At 65.5% G+C, this 18,372-nt stretch carries 11 protein-coding genes; 2 read left to right on the forward strand and 9 right to left on the reverse strand.

All coding sequences use genetic code 11. The features are described 5' to 3' along the window. Window positions 1-8: 8 nt before the first annotated feature. Window positions 9-1,619: a transglycosylase SLT domain-containing protein gene (locus AC27VL_RS07345; RefSeq protein ID WP_100553116.1), complete on the reverse strand. Its 1,611-nt coding sequence runs from the start codon at window positions 1,617-1,619 to the stop codon at window positions 9-11. Window positions 1,620-1,741: 122 nt separating this feature from the next. On the opposite strand from AC27VL_RS07345, the gene AC27VL_RS07350 reads away from it, so the two are divergent. Continuing rightward, window positions 1,742-3,247, forward strand: coding sequence for a helicase HerA-like domain-containing protein (locus AC27VL_RS07350; RefSeq protein ID WP_180166313.1), 1,506 nt, complete (start codon window positions 1,742-1,744; stop codon window positions 3,245-3,247). 78 nt (window positions 3,248-3,325) lie between these two features. Then, window positions 3,326-3,841, forward strand: coding sequence for a transcription elongation factor GreB (gene greB / locus AC27VL_RS07355; protein ID WP_100553118.1), 516 nt, complete (start codon window positions 3,326-3,328; stop codon window positions 3,839-3,841). 42 nt (window positions 3,842-3,883) lie between these two features. On the opposite strand, the gene AC27VL_RS07360 is transcribed toward greB, so the two are convergent. The 8 genes from AC27VL_RS07360 to AC27VL_RS07395 all read right to left on the reverse strand — a co-directional run bounded on the left by AC27VL_RS07360 (window position 3,884) and on the right by AC27VL_RS07395 (window position 18,363). Continuing rightward, window positions 3,884-4,666, reverse strand: a complete 783-nt coding sequence (locus tag AC27VL_RS07360) for a DUF3025 domain-containing protein (RefSeq protein WP_409349552.1) — start codon at window positions 4,664-4,666, stop codon at window positions 3,884-3,886. 38 nt (window positions 4,667-4,704) lie between these two features. Beyond that, window positions 4,705-6,066, reverse strand: coding sequence for a 30S ribosomal protein S12 methylthiotransferase RimO (rimO, locus tag AC27VL_RS07365; RefSeq protein ID WP_100553120.1), 1,362 nt, complete (start codon window positions 6,064-6,066; stop codon window positions 4,705-4,707). Between the two features lie 147 nt (window positions 6,067-6,213). Continuing rightward, window positions 6,214-6,420 (reverse strand): hypothetical protein, encoded by a 207-nt coding sequence (locus AC27VL_RS07370; RefSeq protein WP_191078766.1) that lies wholly within the window; start codon window positions 6,418-6,420, stop codon window positions 6,214-6,216. A gap of 88 nt (window positions 6,421-6,508) precedes the next feature. Then, window positions 6,509-14,785 carry a host specificity factor TipJ family phage tail protein gene (locus AC27VL_RS07375; protein WP_488765931.1) on the reverse strand — a complete coding sequence of 2,759 codons (8,277 nt, stop codon included), beginning with the start codon at window positions 14,783-14,785 and terminating at the stop codon, window positions 6,509-6,511. After that, the gene (locus AC27VL_RS07380) at window positions 14,776-15,171 is read right to left on the reverse strand and encodes a peptidoglycan endopeptidase (RefSeq protein ID WP_488765932.1); all 396 of its coding nucleotides are present in this window, start codon (window positions 15,169-15,171) and stop codon (window positions 14,776-14,778) included. Before AC27VL_RS07380 ends, AC27VL_RS07375 begins: the two co-directional genes overlap by 10 nt. After that, entirely contained in the window at window positions 15,171-15,632 is a 462-nt protein-coding gene (locus tag AC27VL_RS07385) for a DUF1833 family protein (RefSeq protein WP_032975025.1), read from the reverse strand. Before AC27VL_RS07385 ends, AC27VL_RS07380 begins: the two co-directional genes overlap by 1 nt. Next, on the reverse strand, window positions 15,629-15,982 hold the full coding sequence (locus tag AC27VL_RS07390) for a hypothetical protein (RefSeq protein ID WP_100553124.1): 354 nt from the start codon (window positions 15,980-15,982) through the stop codon (window positions 15,629-15,631). Before AC27VL_RS07390 ends, AC27VL_RS07385 begins: the two co-directional genes overlap by 4 nt. Then, window positions 15,979-18,363 (reverse strand): phage tail tape measure protein, encoded by a 2,385-nt coding sequence (locus AC27VL_RS07395; protein WP_488765933.1) that lies wholly within the window; start codon window positions 18,361-18,363, stop codon window positions 15,979-15,981. Before AC27VL_RS07395 ends, AC27VL_RS07390 begins: the two co-directional genes overlap by 4 nt. Window positions 18,364-18,372: the final 9 nt, after the last annotated feature.

An 18,372-nucleotide genomic window follows, 5' to 3' on the forward strand; every position in this document is an offset into this window, starting at 1 on the left:
CGGAGAGATTATTTGTCGCAGCCCTGCAGCTTCAGCACCTGGCCGTGGCGCAGGCTGTAGCCGGGGGCCTTGAGGCCATTGGCGCGGGCCAGCACCGGCACATCGCACTGGAACTTCGCGGCGATCCGGCCCAGGGTCTCCCCCTTGCCGACCTTGTAGCTGCGGGCCGGCTTGGCACGCGGTGCCGGCGCCGGGCGCGGCGCAGCCACGGGCGCTGCGGGCGTGGTCGGCACGCTGCTGGCGGCATTGGGATCGACCACCGGCACCACCCCGCCCACGGCCACGCTGCCGGTGTAGCTGGCGGCGCTCGGGCGCACGATCGCGGCATTGAGGTCGGCGGTGATCAGGGTGCGTGCCAGATCCGCACGCGGGCCGCTGACGCAGTTGCGCGCGTACAGGCCGGCAATGCGGTTGGTGGCGTTGATGAGGGTCCCGGCCGGGATCCAGCCATCGGCCTCATAGCGCGGGTTGAGGTTGCGCAATGCGCGCATGTAGCCATCGCGGGTGCCATGGCTGCCCAGGCAGATGGTCAGCTCGTAGATCGTGGTCGAGCGGGCCAGGCGGATGGTGGCCGGCTGTGCATTGATCTTCGGGAACTCCACGCCGTACTGCTGCGGGTGCAGGAAGATCCAGGACGCGGCGATCACCATCGGCACGTAGTCCTTGGTCTCGCCGGGGAACTGGTTGTAAACGCTGTCCACCCAGAAGCTCTGGCCCGGGTACTGCTTGTAGACGCGCGCCGCGCGGCCCTCACCGCCGTTGTAACCGGCCAACGACAGTTCGACGTTGTTGTTGAGCTCGCGCATGCGCTCGTTGAGGTACGTCGCGCTGGCTTCGGCGGCGCTGCGCGCATCAAAGCGGGTATCGAAACCGGTACCGTCCGGGCCCAGACCGAAGCGGCGGCCGGTGGCCGGCATGAACTGCATCAGGCCTGCGGCGCCGGCACGTGAGGACGCATGCACGCGGCCATTGGACTCCTTGGCCATGATGCCGAACAGCAGCGCCTCGGGCAGGCCGCGCTTCTCCCATTCCGGCCACATCACCGCGCGCAGGTTCTGGTAGTTCTCGTAGGTGGTCATCAGCGCCGGGCGCATGTCGGTCAGCCAGCGGCGGATGCCGGCCTGCACGGCCGGGTTGTATTCGACCATGTTGTCGAAGGCATGGCGCTTGTCGTTGAGCAGCGCCGCTGCGCGGGCGGCCTCGGGCACGTCGGCAGCCAGCGGGCCGACATGGTCCGGGTCGGCTTCCAGGCGGTCGCCGGCTTCATCGGCCACGTCATCATCGGCGGCGGCATCGGCGTCATGCTTGAGCAGCCGCTTGTAGGTCGCCAGCATGTTGCTCATCTGGCACCCCTTCTGCTTCACGCACTCGCTGATGACATCTTCCATGTCCTCCAGCGCGGCATCAGCCTCGTTGCGCCCCTTCGGATCGGCGTTGGCCACCAGCAGCACGGCATCGCTGTAGCGCTTCTCGGCAGCCGTCATGCGCTGCTGCAGTGTATCCACCTTCACCTTGTCCCGGGCCGAAACCCGCTGTGCGTGGGCCTCCGGCGCCAGGGAAACCAGGCCAGCCAGGGCCAGCAGCGGCCAGGTACGGGAAATCAGGACAGGAACGGGCATTGGTGGCACTGTGTATGAAACAGGCAGGCAGAGTAGCGGCGCTGCCAAGGTCGGGGCAAGCCGACCTTCGGCCCGTCACTGTCGGCGGTTAACATTGGCACATTCATCACAAGGGCTGGACCATGGATCCGATTCTGCTCGGCAAAGGCATCACCGACGATGTGGCTGTCACCCTGCTGCCGAAACTCGGCAACCGCCATGGGCTGGTGGCCGGCGCCACCGGCACCGGCAAGACCGTGACCCTGATGACCCTGGCCGAGGGTTTCTCGCGGATCGGGGTGCCGGTGTTCCTGGCCGATGTGAAGGGCGATGTGTCGGGGCTGGCGGTGCCGGGTACCGGCGCCGAGAACCTGCTCAAGCGCGCGGCCGAGATCGGTGTGGGCGACTACGCCCCGGCGGCCAGCCCCACCGTGTTCTGGGATCTGTACGGCAAGCTCGGCCACCCGGTGCGCACCACCGTGAGCGAGATGGGCCCGACCCTGCTGGCACGCATCCTGGAATTGAACGACACCCAGGCCGGCGTGCTCGACATCGTGTTCAAGCTGGCCGATGACCGCGGCCTGCTGCTGCTGGACATGGACGATCTGCGCGCCCTGCTCGGCCTGGTGGCCGAGGAGCGCAAGGACATCTCCACCGAGTACGGCCTGGTCAGCGCGCAGTCGGTGGCCGCCATCCAGCGCGCCCTGCTGCGCCTGGCGCAGGACGGCGGCGAGCACTTCTTCGGCGAACCGGCGCTGGAACTGGCCGACATCATGCGGGTCAACCATGATGGCCGCGGTGTCATCGGCATCCTTGCCGCCGACCAGCTGGTGCTCAAGCCCAAGCTGTACTCCACCTTCCTGCTGTGGCTGCTGTCGGAGCTGTTCGAGCAGCTGCCCGAAGTCGGCGACCTCGACAAGCCGAAGCTGGTCTTCATTTTCGACGAAGCGCACCTGCTGTTCGACGATGCACCGCCTGCACTGGTACAGCGCATCGAACAAGTGGTGCGGCTGATCCGCTCCAAGGGCGTGGGCGTGTATTTCTGCTCGCAGTTCCCGGACGACGTACCGGCCAACATCCTCGGCCAGCTCGGCAACCGCGTGCAGCACGCGCTGCGCGCATTCACCCCGCGCGACCAGAAGGCAGTGAAGACCGCCGCCGAGACCTTCGTGCCGAACCCGAAACTGGATGTGGTGAAGGTACTCAGCCAGCTCGGTACCGGCGAGGCGCTGGTGTCCACGCTGCAGGACAAGGGCGTGCCGATGCCGGTACAGCAGACGATGATCGCCCCACCGCGCTGCCGCATGGGACCGGTCACCGAGGCCGAACGTACGCAGGTGCGTGCCGGCAGCCCGGTCGGCACGCGCTACGACACTGCCGTCAACCGCGAATCGGCCGCCGAACTGCTGGCCCAGCGCGCGCAGAAGGCGGTTGAGAAAACCGATGCGCCGGCCGCACGCAGCCGTGAGCAGGACGAGGCGCAGGAAGGTGGCTTCGGACAATCGATCAAGGACGCGATCTTTGGCACCAAGCGCCGCCAGGGCATGATCGAGACGATGGCCAAGCAGACAACGCGTACGGTCGGTACCAAGCTGGGCAACCAGATCGTGCGCGGCATCCTCGGTGGCATCTTCGGCGGCAAGCGCTGAGAACTCCGGCAGCACCTTCGCGGCGCGCCGGCAGCGGCGCGCCGTATTTGTTTCATTCCGTACGAGAAGCCGCATTACATGTCGCGTTGGCGTCCCCCCGCAGAAAAGAGCACCGCGCTGATCACCGCAGCCGGCCATGCACGCTTGAAAGCCGAGCTGGATGAGCTGTGGCGGGTACGTCGACCCGAGGTGGTCAAGGCGCTGGCTGCGGCCGCAGCCGAAGGTGATCGCTCGGAGAATGCCGAATACACCTACCGCAAGAAGCAGCTGGGCGAGATCGATCGTCGCGTGCGCTACCTGACCAAGCGCCTGGAATCGCTGCGCGTGGTCGACACCACGCCGACCGATCCGCAAGCGGTGTTCTTCGGTGCCTGGGTGGAGCTGGAGAACGTGGACAGCGGGCAGACCAGCCGCTACCGCATCGTCGGGCCGGATGAGACCGATGCAGGACTGGGCTGGATCAGCATCGATTCGCCGTTGGCGCGGGCCTTGTTGAAGAAGCGCCTGGATGATGAGTTTTCGGTGGAACTGCCCAGTGGTCATCACACCTTTGCGGTGATCGATGTCGAGTACGAGACTGCGGCCAAGGGCTGAGCCTCTGCCGGGCAGCAGCGCTCAACGAGCACGGGCTCGGCTCTACTGGAGCGGCAGCGGCGGCGGATAACGACGCCCTTCGCGCAGTGGGCGGAAATAATCGTCGTTCGCGTAGAAGGCTGGTGCCTGATCGGCGTGCCAGCCCGGAATGCCTGCCAATGGCAGCGGGCGCAGCTCCAGAGGGTCGAGCAGCACTCTGCCCTCGTCGATGGCCTGCGCGACCACATCGATGCAGCCGGCATCGTCATCGCCCTGCAGCACGATGCATTTACCCACCAGCAGCCGGCCCGGCAGCAGCGCCTGTTCCATCAAGGCATGACCAAATACAGCGGCAATGGCGATCCGCCCTGACTGCCAATGGCTCGGTTCGAACAACGCGCGCCAATCGTGAGCATCCCAGGCTGCCAGTGATGCCCGGTCGCGCACATGCACCACCACGCCGGTTTCATCGAACTGGGTCAGCGCAGCCTGCGCGCGGTTGCGCTGTCCGGCGGCCATGCGCTCGATGTGCCGGCATTGCTGCGCGTTGAGTGCGCGCTTGATCGGCAGGTAGCGTGCCCAGGCCAGGGCATTGAACAGGTCGTGCCAGTTGTCGGCACGGGTGGCGATGCGCCCTTCGGCGATGCGCGTTTCATAGTGCAGGCCATCGGCCAGCAGCGCCGCATCCTGTTCAACAATGCGCTTGCCCGGCAGCGCCAGGCGCGCGTCCAGGTCGGACACGCGCGGCCAGTCCGCTGTGGTCAGCAGATCAACGAATTCGGCGATACCGGCAAACACCGGATGATCGAACGCAGACCGATCCACCGCCGCGCGCAGCGGTGCCACGAAGCGGCGGGGGCCGCCATCAGCAGCCTCCGCCCCGGTCACAGCACCTTGAGGTCGAAGGCCGGGCGCGTGGTCGGCGGCAGTGCATCGCCGTAGAGGTCGTGCTCGTCGCTCTCGGTGATTTCCACGTCGACGAACTCACCCACGCGCAGCGCCACCTGGTCGGCGTTCTGGATATGCACCAGACCGTCGATTTCCGGCGCATCGGCCTTGGAACGGGCCACGGCGATATCGCCTTCGATGGCATCGACCAGGCATTGCTGCACCGTGCCGATCTTGGCTTCCAGACGCGAGGCCGAAATCTGCGCCTGCTTTTCCATGAAGCGCGCCAGTCGTTCCTGCTTCACTTCTTCCGGCACCGGGTCCGGCAGGTTGTTGGCCGTGGCACCCTCGACGGGCGAGTAGGCGAACGCACCGACGCGGTCCAGCTGCGCTTCGTCCAGGAAGGACAGCAGCTCTTCGAACTCGGCCTCGGTCTCGCCCGGGAAACCGACGATGAAGGTCGAACGCACGGTGATGTCCGGCGCGATGCGGCGCCAGTTCTGCACGCGCTCCAGGGTCTTTTCGACCGCGCCGGGGCGCTTCATCAGGCGCAGGATGCGCGGGCTGGCGTGCTGGAACGGGATGTCCAGGTACGGCAGGATGCGGTTCTCGGCCATCAGCGGCACCACGTCATCGACGTGCGGATACGGATAGACGTAGTGCATGCGCACCCACGCATCCAGCTCGGACAAGCCTTCGCACAGTGCCTTCAGCCGGGTCTGGTAAGCCTTGTCGCGCCACATCTTCTCGGCGTACTTCACATCCACGCCGTAGGCAGAGGTGTCCTGCGAAACCACCAGCAGCTCACGCACACCGCCACGCACCAGGCGCTCGGCTTCTCGCAGCACGTCATCCACCGGGCGCGAGACCAGCTTGCCGCGCATCGACGGAATGATGCAGAAACTGCAATGGTGGTTGCAGCCCTCGGAAATCTTCAGGTAGGCGTAGTGGCGCGGGGTCAGCTTGATGCCGTAGTCCGGCACCAGATCCACGAACGGGTCGTGCTTGGGCGGCAGCGCCGCGTGCACGGCCTCCATCACGCTCTGGTAGTCCTGCGGCCCGGACACCGCCAGCACGTTCGGGTATGCCTCACGGATCTGCTCCGGGCGCTTGCCCAGGCAGCCGGTGACGATGACCTTGCCGTTCTGGTTCATCGCCTCGCCGATCGCATCCAGCGATTCGGTCACCGCCGAATCGATGAAGCCGCAGGTGTTGACCACCACCACATCGGCCGAATCGTAGGACGGGACGATGTCGTAGCCTTCCGACCGCAGCTGGGTAAGGATGCGCTCGGAATCGACGAGGGCCTTCGGGCAGCCAAGGCTGACGAAGCCGACTTTGGGGTTCAGCTGGGACATGGAATCGCGGGACTCTGGGGGCCTGGGCCCCTGCCGGCATGGCAGGGGGACCTGGGGGCCGGGGCCTGAAAGGGCGCCAGTATACCGGGGTTGGGCCATGGTCCCTGAACTGCCGCGACAGCGCCTTGTCCGCCCCAGCCCGACCTTTCAGGCCAGAGCGGCAGGCAATTCGTCCACTTCCACCGGCTCGAACCGATACAGCCCCCCGAACTTCAGGGCGTAGGCATCGGCCGGTGCCACCGGAATCACCATCTGCGGCGGGACCGCCTCCCCCTCCGCGCGGAAGTGCAGGTTGACCACGCCGGGTTGCTCCACGGCGCGGGTAAGCAGGACAAGTCGAGCATTGAATTTCATGAGAACTCCAGGAAAAAAAGAGGCCGCTTTCACCGGCGGCCGATACGGTTGACAAGCTGGGCGTCTGCCGTCGCCGGCAGACGCCCTGTCACCACACTCCCATGCGCACGCGCAGACGTCCGGCTTCGTCGAAGACACGCCAGTTGCCGTCGCTGTACTCGGTACGCCGGCCGCCGCCCGGTGCGCTGACGCTGAATGCATCGGCCACCACGTCGAAGCGCGAGACCAGACCATTGGAAGCCAGCTGCACGCCCCCTACCCTGCCGTCGGCGCGGACGTTGACCGACCACTGTGCGGATGACTCGGTGCCACCTGCTGACCAGGTCGGTGGCGTAGTTGCTGCCGCATCCACCTGGCTGAGCATCGGGCGGAAGATCCAGAAGTACGGGTTCTCCTCCCCCGTGCCGAGGAGGATGATGCGGAAGCGCGCAAAGGCCGCATTCGCTGGCGCTTTGGTGATCAGGAACGGGCGCGACAGCTTGTCCAGAGTGACGGGGCCCCCTACGTAATTGCGCACGCCCGGACTGTGCACCAGACCAAGGTGATTGCCGGAGGCATCGAAAAACGTCAGTTCAACCTTGCCTTCGACGCGATGCGTGTTCATCCAGCTCGAGGCGCAATAAGTTTTACCCGCCTCGACGGCGATGTCGTACTCGGTGCCACACCAGGACACTTCGCTGGGTGACACCACCCCGCCAGTCCGCGACCCCAGGCCGAACACTCCCCGCGGACTCCAGTTGCCATCGCCGGTTGGATCCCCCAGCTCGATCCAGCGCCCATTGGTGTTCCCCCCCCATCCCCAGCCCGAGCGCTGCCAGAACGGGAAGGTGGTGTTCATCAGCAGGTTGCCGCCCGAACCGAGGTTCTTGACCTGCGCCTGCATGCTGGTGACCACGGCAGCGTCCGCCTTGCCGCCCAACGATGCCTGCACGCCATCCACGCGCCCGGACAGTGCCGTCAGCTGTGTTCCCTGCTGGCTCACCTGGCTTTTCAGCTGCGAGAAGCCGCTGGCCGACACATCGCCCACCTGCGTCTTGAGCTGGGTCAGGTCACGCGCGGTGGTGTCCAGCTTGCTGCCCTGCTGCGCAACGGACGTGCTGAGCCCGCTGATCGCCGAGGCGTTGGCATCATTGGCCAACTGATCGGTGATGTCGTACACCTGCACACTGTCCACGCGCACCTGGCCATTGTCCGGATAGGCATACACATTCAGCCGCCACGCGTCGATCCCGCTGTTGAACGCATCGAAATCGAACGTGCGGGTCTCGAATGCCTCCACAGCGAACACCGCACGCAGGTCCTGGTTGGACTGCTGTCCGGCGACGCTTCTGCGATACATCCGCACCATCAGGTTGTTCGCCCCACCTGCGCCACAGGCACGTACGACCACGCGCAATCGACGCGCACCATTGATTGGCACCCACTTGCCACCATTGGGCTGCAGCGTGGGATTCACACTGGTATATCGATTGAGCAGCACGCCCGGACGGCCGTCGCCGTTGACCGTGCTCCACACTGCACCGTTGGCGGCTGCCGATGCCGTCCAGCCTCCCAGGCCCTCTGCGAAATCGGGATTGGGCAGCAGGCCGCTGCCGGTATTGAGCACTCCCTTCAGGCTGCTGGACAGGTCAGTGACCTGTTGTGCCTGCGCATCGACCCTCGCCCCCTGCTGGTCCACCTTCGTGGTCAGCGCAGTGACCGCCGTTGCCGTGGCGGCGGCGCTCTGCTGGGCGGCGTAGGCATCGGTGACATCGATCATGCGGATATCATCAACCTGTACGCGGACGCCCACTTCCCGAGCGCCATTTCCCCCCGGGATACTGACGAGCATCCGCCACTTCGCGGCAGAGGCCGCAGTATCCATGTAGCCGCTGACCTTGGTCCATGCATCCTTGCGCAGGGAGGCCAGTGCATAGGCCTGCAATGGCCACAAGCTTTCCGCGTTGGCTTCGTTGGTAGTCTGCCAGCCCACCCGGATGGAGCCTCCGGTAGGCTGGATACTGTCCGGATGCAGGCGTGCGTAGTACTCCACGTAGATGCGACGATTGCCGGTGATGGGGGTCCACTGGCCGACGTACATGTCCGCGTTTGTGCTCTGGCTGGTATTGGCTGCGACATTCACGTCCAGGCCCCGCTCACCGGTCCGGCGCGCATCGGCGCGGGCGGTGTAGATCGTGCCCGCCGCACTCGCCAGCAGTTGGCCGTCCTGGAAGGTTTCGAACGATCCCAGCGGGAACAGGCTGTCGCTTCCGTTGAGAATCGACTGCACATCCGACTGCAGCTTGACCACATTGGTCGCGCTGCTGGTGACGCGGTCGCCAAGCTGCACCACGTCGGTGCGCAGGTTGGAGATCGCCGTGGCATTGCCGGCGATGTCCTGTGCATCGGTGATGTCGTAGAACTCGACGCGGTCGAACAGCACCTTGCCATTCGCATTGGTCAGATGCACCTGCGGCATCACCTCATTGCGGTCAAGCCCCGTCGACCACTCCGCCGTGTACGTTTTCCAGGCACCGTCAGTCAGGTTCAATGTCACGTCCGCATGGCTTTCGCCAACGCCCGTGGTGCGCACCCTCAGGCGACATACCAGCGTCGCCGTCGCGCCATCGAAGGCACGGGCGATCATCACCATCCGGTACCGGCGTGACTTGCCGGCAGCCACCGGCAACCAGCGCGCATCATTGGCCGTGATTGCCGGATTCTGGCCCGCCTGCGGCCCGTGCGTCATCAACAACGCATCGCCGCCCTGGCCAGAGGCCTTCACCCACTCCACGGTGTTGGCCGGCAGCGTGCGGGTCAACGTCCACCACGCGGCACTGCCGGCGAAGGTGCTGTTGCGCAGCAGGTTGTCATTGCTCACCACGGACGTATCGATCCGTGCACCCAGACTGGTGATGCTGTCCGCCGCAGATGCCAGGTCGGTACCGAGCTTGCCCACATCGGTGCGCAGCCCGGTCAGCGCTTCGGCATTGGCCCGCGAGGCACGGTCGAGCGCCGACGAGTCCTGCGATCCGGTCGGTACACCATTGAGCAGGGTGATGGTCATTTCCACCCACATGCCAACGCGGCTGGCATCCAGCGCGGGCGGAGACAGGATCTGCCTGCCGCCACCGGCGCCACTCTTCCTGCGCCCGACCATCACCAGCATCCGTCCGCCGGAAAGCGCCACAAGATTCTCCTGCGACAGACCGGCATCAAGCAGGCGCGTGCGCAGGCCGACGGTGTCGGCGTTGGTACCACTGCTGATCGCCCCCACCGCGTCAGACGTATAGGCGATGAAGTACTGGTTGTCCTTCAGGGTCTCGTCGTACCAGGCGTTGAAACGGGCCGATTCAGCCTGCAGATTGCCGTACGTGTCGAACACAGCGGTACTGCTGATGCTGTTGTCCGCATTGATCACCCCTACCCGCAGGCCGCGGTTGGCCCCCATGCCGGCCACGATGCTGCCGTTGGCGCGGTAAACACCCGATGCACGCGGTCCGCCGGTGGGCCAGGCGTTGATGTGCGCATTGGCAATGATGTTGTAGGCCACCATGTTGCCGATACCGGACGCCAGGCGTGTCACATCCTCGGCGGCGGTCGTCAGCTTGCCATCGATCTGCTCCACCTTGGTCGACAGACCCGTGATCGCCGAAGCATTCGCATCGGCGTCGGTCACTTCCTCCACCCACAGGTCATCCAGCCACAGCGTGCCGGCCGTGCCGTTGCGATTGATCGTGACCTTGATGCCCTGCACCGTGCCGGAGGCCGGTAGGTTCACGAAGGTCTCGGTTTTCACCCAATCCACGGACCTGGGGAACGACGCTGTCGCAGCCGCCATCAGATTGCCGTTCTGGTCGCCGATACGAAGCTTGGTATTGTCGGCCGTACCATCGAAGTCCTCGCTGGTCCGCGTCCAGCAGGAAACGCGATAGCGGCGCCCGGCCGTCAAGGCAATGATCCGCCCCTCATTGACCGCCGCGCTGACCACCGTGTTGGCGCCACCGGCATAGGGGCCGGCCTTCCAGCACAGGCTGTTGCCACGCCCCTCCCGCACCACCGATGCAGCCGTTGTATTGAAGAACGTCCAACCTTCGGGGCCCAGGTTGAAATCGCCATTGAGCGCGAGGTTGCTGCCCGCCCCCATCACCGCCTCCATCCGGCTCTTCAGCTGCACCAGGTCCTGGCTGCTGGTGGTGACTTTGCCGTCAAGTTGCCCCACTTCCGACTTCAGCGCATTGAAGGCACTGGAGCCGACCTTGTCACCCATCGTGGCGTCCAGGCTGTCCACACGACGCCCCAGCGCGGTATCGGCAGTGACCATTGCCTGTTGCAGGCTGCTGACGCTTGCATTGGTAGCCACCGCGCCGGTACCTGCGGGCATGCGTGCCTGCAGTGCCTGGATCGATTGTGCGTTGACCTGGTCACCGCTGAGCCGCGCGGACTTCTCCGCCGCGATCAGGCCCTGGCTGACGCCCGCCAGATCGCTTCCTTCGTAACTGCCTCGCAGCTGCACGCCGAGTGTCTCTCGACGACTGGCCTCGCTGGAATCGGCTGCGATGCGTGCACTGGCTTCGTCCTGCAGCATCGCCACCGATGCGCCCGGTGTCGGTCGGCCGATCGCCACCCAGTCCAGCAGGAAGTAGTGGGCATCGGTCTGCGCCTTGGACAGATCCAGGCGGATCTGGTCGACCACGGTTCCGTTCCACGGAATGTTGTCCACATCCAGCGTCGCGATGCCATTGCTGTCATAGCCCGGCTCTGCGAACTGCACCATGCGCGCGTCGTCCCACGACTGGCCGGGGCCGTTCCACAGCAGTCGCCCGTCGTAGGCAGGACTACCCACCTTGCGGATGCGCAGCTTGACGAAGCGGTGCGCCGCACCCTGGACGTCCTGGCCACGCGGGCTGGTCACGAAGGCATCGCTGGCATGGTTGGCCGGACGCAGCCAGCCATCCACCAGCGTAGGACTGCCACCGTTCGCGCCCCATCCTTCCACGCTGCTGTCGAAGTACCAGATGCGCTTGCTGTCAAACTGCACGCCACTGCCGGCCGACAGCTGGCTCACCATCCGCGTGAGATTCTCGACATCCGACCGGCGTTCGCTGGTTTCGCGGGTCACCGCCGTGGTCAGCTCGGTGCGGGTATTCAGATCGCCTGCAGCGCGGTCCAGCACTTCGCGTGCCAGGCCATCGGTGCTTGCCTTGATCGCCAGCGCCTGCTGGTCCAGCTGCCCGGCCTGCTGGGCAAGGTGCGTGGCACTCTCGGTGATCTGTCCCTGCAGGCGCAGCGATTCACTGCGCAGTGCTTCGGCCGCCTGGGTGGCGTTGGCCAGGTCGTTGTCGATGCGGGCAGTGATTTCCTTGCCCAGATCCTGCTTGACCGACTCCACCACGCCGCCGATTCCCTCCAGCGTCTGCCCGACGTTGCGGCCAAGCGCACGTCGCACGTAGCGGGCGGCCGTCGACAGTACGCCCGAGGTGTTGCGACTGCGGCAGGCAAAGGTCCAGCTGCCCGACGCCGGCAGCACCGCTTCGATCGCGGCAGTGAAGAAGCCACCCGCATCGCCGAGCGGTGTCATCTGCTCCCACAGCGGGTTGTCGATGCTGCCCGCGGTGTAGCGGATTTCCACACCGGCGAAGTCGGTCGATTGCACCGTATCGCTGAAGAAGCCCCATACGTAGCGGCGCACACCGCCACTGAGCTCTTCGATGTCGAACAGGTCGACCAGGACAGGCGGGGCATCGGCGCCCATCGTGGTGTACTGGGTGGACACCGCCACGCCGGCGCGTCCCTCCGGACTGTACGGACGCACGACGACGGGATAGGTGCCCGCACCGGGGATCGACCAGCTTGCCGAGCGCGTCGTGGTGCGTGCGACTTCCTCCAACGCGGCATTGCCGTCTGGATCGGACAGCACCAGCGTGTCACCCACCGGCCCGCTGATGTCGAAGCTCGCCTGCAGTTCGGTATGGACGCTGCCACCCTGGCTGACCTGCCGTTCGATCACTTTCAGGTTGCTGGCGATCGGCCGGGTCTGCAGCGACGATTCGTTCGACGGCGGCACGTACTGGCCGGTGCGCACGTAGTGCCAGAACGCTGGCCCTTCCTGCACCACGTCCACCGATGCACCCTTGAGGTCGCCTTCCGGACGGATGCCGGTCACGCGCACGCGGGTACCCGGCGTCTGCTTGAAATCGTAGATCCAGATCGTGTCGTGGGCAGGATTGTTCTCGCTGCTGCCAGGCAGCGACGCGTCGGCCGGCCAGGGATCCGCCAACACCAGGGTGTCGCTCGGCTCACTGCCAGGTACCACGCGCAGTACGCGGTAGACGCGCTCGCCCGGGATGCGCAGGCCAATGAACGCACTGCCCACCGCCGGCGGCGGTACCGGCTCGTCCAGCTGCAGCGTGGTCACACCTTCGGCATCGACCGTCGCGCCGATCAGGCGGCCACCGAAGCCCCACTGGGTCAGGTCGTGCTGCAACGCCAGCACCGACAACCGCGAGTAGGCCAGGTGCTCGATGTCGGTGCTGTAGCTGATCGACTTGTACTGATAGACGCTCTGCGCCAGATGCCAACGCGCCAGCATCGCGGCGTGGGCTTCGGTGCTGACGCCCTCGCCGGTGATCTTGGCCGGGTTGAGCATCACTTCCACACCCGGTGCCGGCACGCGCAGCGTCGCCGCCTTCCAGGTGCGGCGGTCCAGATAGCTGTACTCGATGCCATCGGCGGCATTGGCCAGGGTGTAGTCGACCTGGAACTGGCCCTTCTTGATCGTCGCCATGTTGACTACGCCGGAGAGCGGCTGCTCGTCGGCGGCCCATGCCACGCCCAGGCGACCCTTTGCCCAGGTCACCTGGCCGAAGCCGGCCAGGGCGATGGCATCCAGTACCGCCTGGTGGCTGCGCACTTCGGTCAGCCAGTAGTCATAGCCAAGCGCATTGTCTGCGCAATGCAACATGAAGGCTTTCAGGCTTTCAATGTCGATGCGTCGATCCGCCATGCCCAGGCCGGCGATGCGCTTGCCATTCTCGTCGTTGATGCCTCGCACGTAGGCCAGAATCTGCGCGCCCGGGTTGCTGGTCTCCTCGGTCACCCAGCCAACCGCATCGCCCTTCCACACCGGGATCGGCCGCGAATGGGCCACGCAGCGGATTTCATCCGGGGTGCCGTTGAGCTGGCCGGAGGCCTTCATCTGCAGGCCGATCGCGGGAATGCCGGCATGGCTGGCATCGTCACGCTGCACGCTGACCAGCGTGGTCCAGGTGAAGTTCGCCTGCGCACCGCTGCCATCGGTGTTCTGTCCAGCCACGCGCACACGCACGTCGTACTGGCCAAGCTCCACATCGCGACCGTAGCTCACCCGACGGGCTTTCTGCGTGCGCCCCACAAGGTTGTAGTTGCCGAACAACTGCCAGTTGGTGGTGCCTACCGGGCGGTACTGGATCTGGAGCTGCTCGCGGTTGTCCTTGTCCTTGCCCTTGGAGGTCGTGTCCCACAGACGGAATTCCACGTTCACCTGCAGGCGAAGCGTCTCGGCCGAACTGGTGCGCTCCACCCACGGGCTGGCCACATGCTTGGCGTCGCTGCCGGTATCCAGCAACAGAGCGCCTTCGATCACATCCGCGTTGCTGTAGAGCGGAATCGCTTCGTCCGGCATCTGCGGGAAACCGCGGAACCAGGTGCGCACCCCCTCATAGCTGGACAGCGGTGACTCACCGTTCTGCAGCGCCTCGACACGGCCGACATTGATGCCTGGGCTCAGGGTCATGCCGACGAACTGCTCATCGCCTTCGAACCAGGTATAGGGACGGCTGATCAGATCGGGCGCCACGCGCGTGGAGCCGAACAGCAGGCCCAGCGGCTCATAGGCGCGCACGCGGTTGCGAGGCGCAGCCAGCGAATAGGCGGTATCGGCAACACCACCACCACCGGGCCGGGGAGGCTTCGGAGTGAGAACCTTGTTGATCAGCACACTGCCGGCCACGTAGACCGCCGAAGCGGCCAAAGTGCCATAAGTGCCCGCGATCGCTCCCGCACCCCAGGCGGAGCCTGCCGCCAGCGCGCCGATGCCGAAGGTGAAGTAGGTCAGCGCGATCATCGCCACCAGCGGGATCACCGCTTTGCCAACCACGCTGCGCACTTCGATCAGCTGCCCATGCCGCGGGCGCACCTGCATCCACTGCTCACGCGGGACATCGATACCATCCACGCAGACCTGCCAGGCCTGCCCATCAAGGCCATCGATATGGCGCATGAGGAAGGCGTACAGGCTTTCGCCCGGGCGCAGGTCGACCGGCACGTTGCGCTGGCCATCCAGCAGCACCGGATGCGGGGTGATGATGAGGCGACCGTCGGTCGCCGGTTGTGGGGTCAGTTCCATGCGTAGTATCCCTCGATCCTCAGCCCATATCCGGGCAGGTCACGAACGCGGTGCAGCACGCTGCAGCCGTTCGTTTCATTGCTGTGCAGAACCCAGCCCTCGTGGGCCAGGAAAAAGAAAACCCCGGCATGGCCGGGGTTGTGTTGTCCGCGTTCGATCATCAGTACCAGGTCGCCGTCCTGCGGGGGGCCCTCGCGGGCTACCGCCTGCGCGCGCGACAGCGGGCCCAGCTCGGCCGAGCCGCGCCGCCCGCGCGGTCGCCGTCCGGGCAGCTCCACTTCACGGGCGAACAGCGCCCGCTGCACCTGCACCACCAGGTCGGCGCAGTCGTACGCGGCTTCGTCATAGGGAATGCCCACCCATCGCTCGACGTCGACCAGGCGCATCAGAAGATCCCCGGCAACGTGAAAGGATTGGCGTGCAGCAGCACGGCCTGCTGGCGCATCAGGAAGTCGACGCCGCACTGGGCACTGACCGTGCGCGTGTTGACCGATACCTGGGTCATCGGCAGGTCGTACTCGGCCTCGATGGCATCCGGGTTGGCACGGTCGGTCAGCATCAACCGGGCGGTCACCATCTCGCCCGGGGCCAGTGCTTCCAGGTCTTCGGTGAGTGCGCGGCCGATATTGTCGATCACCAGCTGCGCACGCGGAGCCTGCCCGCTGACGTCGTCGGGAAGCTGAAAGCCGAATGGCGCGGCGATGAACTCGCTGCCATTGCTGGTCCAGTTCACGTTGTCGTTGACGATCCGCAGTACTTCCGGCATCGATGGCGCCGACACTTCCAGCAGCATCAGCGGACCCTGGGTATCGGCCAGGCGCTGGCGACGTTCATGGAACGAGCTCATCGCATGTACTCCAGCACCAGATCACGCTTGGAGAAACGGAACTGGGTGTTGAGCGGCACCAGGCGGCCGATCCCCTGCGGAAAGCGGGCGCTGATCGGCTGCCCGGTCCGCGGGTGCTCCATCGTGAACCAGCCGACACGACCGACATCGCGCAGGTACCACTCCTCGAACGCTTCGGCGTCGGCCGCACTGCGGAACTGCACCGAGGCGTACACATTCTTCATCACCCGGCTGTTGAGCGTGCGCATCTTGCTCGGCCCGCGCTCCATGTCGGTCCGCTCTTCGGACGCGACGATCTCCTCGCCATAGTCGGCGAAACGAATCTCTGCATACTCTGGCCAACTGCTCATCCCACTGCCTCCGTCCATCCATATCGGGCCCGTCCAATGGCGCCCAGCTCGCCACCGTTGAGGCTGTCGCCCACGATGTCGATCACCAGTCGCCGCACTTCGCTGCCATCCGGCATGCGTTGTCGCTCTTCCCGGGTATTGACCCGGCTTTCGCCGTAGTTGTTGATTTCCACGTTCATCCCACCCTCGCCGGCACGGGCGATCGGCACCTGCACATAGCCACCGCTGTCGCCACCGGACAGGCCATTGCCGGTCCGCAGCGACGTGCGCAGGGCGAAGAACGCCGAGGGGCCGCCGAGAGCGGCCATGTCTTCCTGGCTGAGCACGCCCTCGCCCTTGTGGACGATGCCCGCCGGCTCGTGCTTGCCGCCCGGGCCTGTGTAACCGCCGATGGAAAAGCCGGTGATCTTCGGCCCGAACATCTGCCCGACCGACCTGATCAGCCCACTGACCATCTGTTTGGCTGCCAAGCGCGCCAGATCGGCGATGATCGAGTCGGCCAGGTCGGAGAAGGACAGCTTGCCGGTCTGGGCAAACTTGACCAAGCCTTCTTCCAGCCCCCCCAGGGCATTGCTGAACACGCCGTGGCTCAGCTCGGCAGCGTTGGCGGCAGCGTCGGCGTAGTCCTCGAAGGCCCGCATCGCGCCGTTCTTCCAATCGGACTGGTATGCCTTCTTGCTCTCCTGGAACGCGGCCTCGCGTTGCAGGGACTGCTCATGGAACGCATCGAGCTCGGCCAGCAGGGTCCTGTAGCGCTCCGATTCGATGACCTTGCCGTCTTCACTGCGCGACTCGTCGTCCAACGCACGCTTTCGGTTGTCGCGGTCCTCATCCAGCGCGGAACGGCGTTGCATGCGATCCACGCTCGCTGCGCCACGGCCGATGCCGAACAGTTCCTGGTCGTTGCCGCGCTGCTGTGCCTGCGCCGCCTGCTGGAGCTCCCGCTGCAGCTTCAGCAGGTCCTGCTGGGCCTTCTTCGTAGCCTCAAGTGCTGCCGCTTCCTTGGCGTTGACGACAGCGCCCGCGAGCGATGCTTCGATCCGCTGGCGCTTTTCCAGACTCAGCTGTTTTTCGGCATGCCGCATTTCATCCAGCAGGGTGATCTGCAGCTTCTCTGTCGCAGTCATGCCTTCCTTCAACTGGCTCTGCACCCGGTCCTGTGCGATCTGCTTGTCAATGCGGTCGATAAGAGATTGATAAGCCGCCGCTTCAGCATCGACCCGCTCAACAGTCCGCTGCGATCCCTGCTGTTGCTCGCGCAACCGATCCTTGCGCTCGATGTCCGCCTTCTTCAGCGCCGCCAGCGCATTGAATTCGGCGCGGCTACGCGCGTTCATCTTGTCCGGGCCGCCGGCTGCATTGATCTGCTTTCCACGCTCGACCATCCACGCCGCGTACTCGCCACGGGTCTGGCGGATCCATTCCACCTCATCCCGCCACGCATCACCCTGCATTCCGCCCAACATGCCGCTGATGGCCGAGCCCGCCTGCAGCGCCTCCCACTTGGCAGCGCCAAGCTCCGCCTTGAGCTGGACCAACGTCTGGATGTCGAGATTGCTGATGGCGTCCTGGACCCTCTTGAACAGCTCTGGATCCATTGAGCCACGGATCTGTTCCTGCAGCTCCTGAAACTGGCGCCGCACCGGATCGGTCTTGCCCTCAAACTCCTTCAAGGCGTCCTGCGCGGCCTTCAGCCCTGCGTAGTCGGCCCCCGCGCTCATGCCGGCGCCCTCCCGCGCCGACTGCTGGCCATAGGCCACGCGCCCTTCCCAATGGGTGACGGCCCCCTCCAGCGCGCGCTTGCGCGCTTCGAGCTCGCGCATGGCCTTTGCCTGCTCATGCAGCGAAGCGACGGCGACATCCATCGGCATGCTGCGATCCCGCAGACCTTTGCCGACTTCATCCATCGTGAACGACATCAGCTTCAGCGATTGCATCTGTTCATTGAACTCGGCGCGGGCACGTTCGGATGCCTTGACCATGTCCATGTACGCTTCGCCGAGCTTCTGCACCGACGCGATGGCGATGCCCCATGGGCCGCCTGCAGCAGTCAGCAGGCCGTTGCCAAGCTCCTTCACGCCGCTGCGGAGTACATCTTCCCCGCCTTTTGCGCTTGCCCCTGCCTTTGCCGCCGCGCCTTCCGGTGCCGAATGCACACGCGCCAGGGCCGCTGCCGTCCGCTCTGCCTCTGCGCGCAGCGTCTTGAGATTCTGCGTTGCCAGGCGGCTGGCCTCCGCCATTGCGTTACGGAAGCCCGTCGTGTTGACCCGCAGTACTACGTCTAGATTCTGGTTAGTGGACGCCATATGCGTTCCTCCAAGAATGATGAGGGGCCCCGCAGGGCCCCAGGTTCGATTGCATGCCACACCTCGGAGAAGCAATGCCCTGCC

The organism is Stenotrophomonas sp. 14P6.2.3, from assembly GCF_057799055.1.

Excerpts from the sequence above, each read along its gene's own strand:
- AC27VL_RS07380 (WP_488765932.1), bottom strand. The coding sequence starts at position 15,171 with ATGCGCCTGGTCGACGTCGAGCGATGGGTGGGCATTCCCTATGACGAA.
- AC27VL_RS07370 (WP_191078766.1), bottom strand. The coding sequence starts at position 6,420 with ATGAAATTCAATGCTCGACTTGTCCTGCTTACCCGCGCCGTGGAGCAA.
- greB (WP_100553118.1), top strand. The coding sequence starts at position 3,326 with ATGTCGCGTTGGCGTCCCCCCGCAGAAAAGAGCACCGCGCTGATCACC.
- AC27VL_RS07345 (WP_100553116.1), bottom strand. The coding sequence starts at position 1,619 with ATGCCCGTTCCTGTCCTGATTTCCCGTACCTGGCCGCTGCTGGCCCTG.
- AC27VL_RS07385 (WP_032975025.1), bottom strand. The coding sequence starts at position 15,632 with ATGAGCTCGTTCCATGAACGTCGCCAGCGCCTGGCCGATACCCAGGGT.
- rimO (WP_100553120.1), bottom strand. The coding sequence starts at position 6,066 with ATGTCCCAGCTGAACCCCAAAGTCGGCTTCGTCAGCCTTGGCTGCCCG.
- AC27VL_RS07350 (WP_180166313.1), top strand. The coding sequence starts at position 1,742 with ATGGATCCGATTCTGCTCGGCAAAGGCATCACCGACGATGTGGCTGTC.
- AC27VL_RS07390 (WP_100553124.1), bottom strand. The coding sequence starts at position 15,982 with ATGAGCAGTTGGCCAGAGTATGCAGAGATTCGTTTCGCCGACTATGGC.
- AC27VL_RS07375 (WP_488765931.1), bottom strand. The coding sequence starts at position 14,785 with ATGGAACTGACCCCACAACCGGCGACCGACGGTCGCCTCATCATCACC.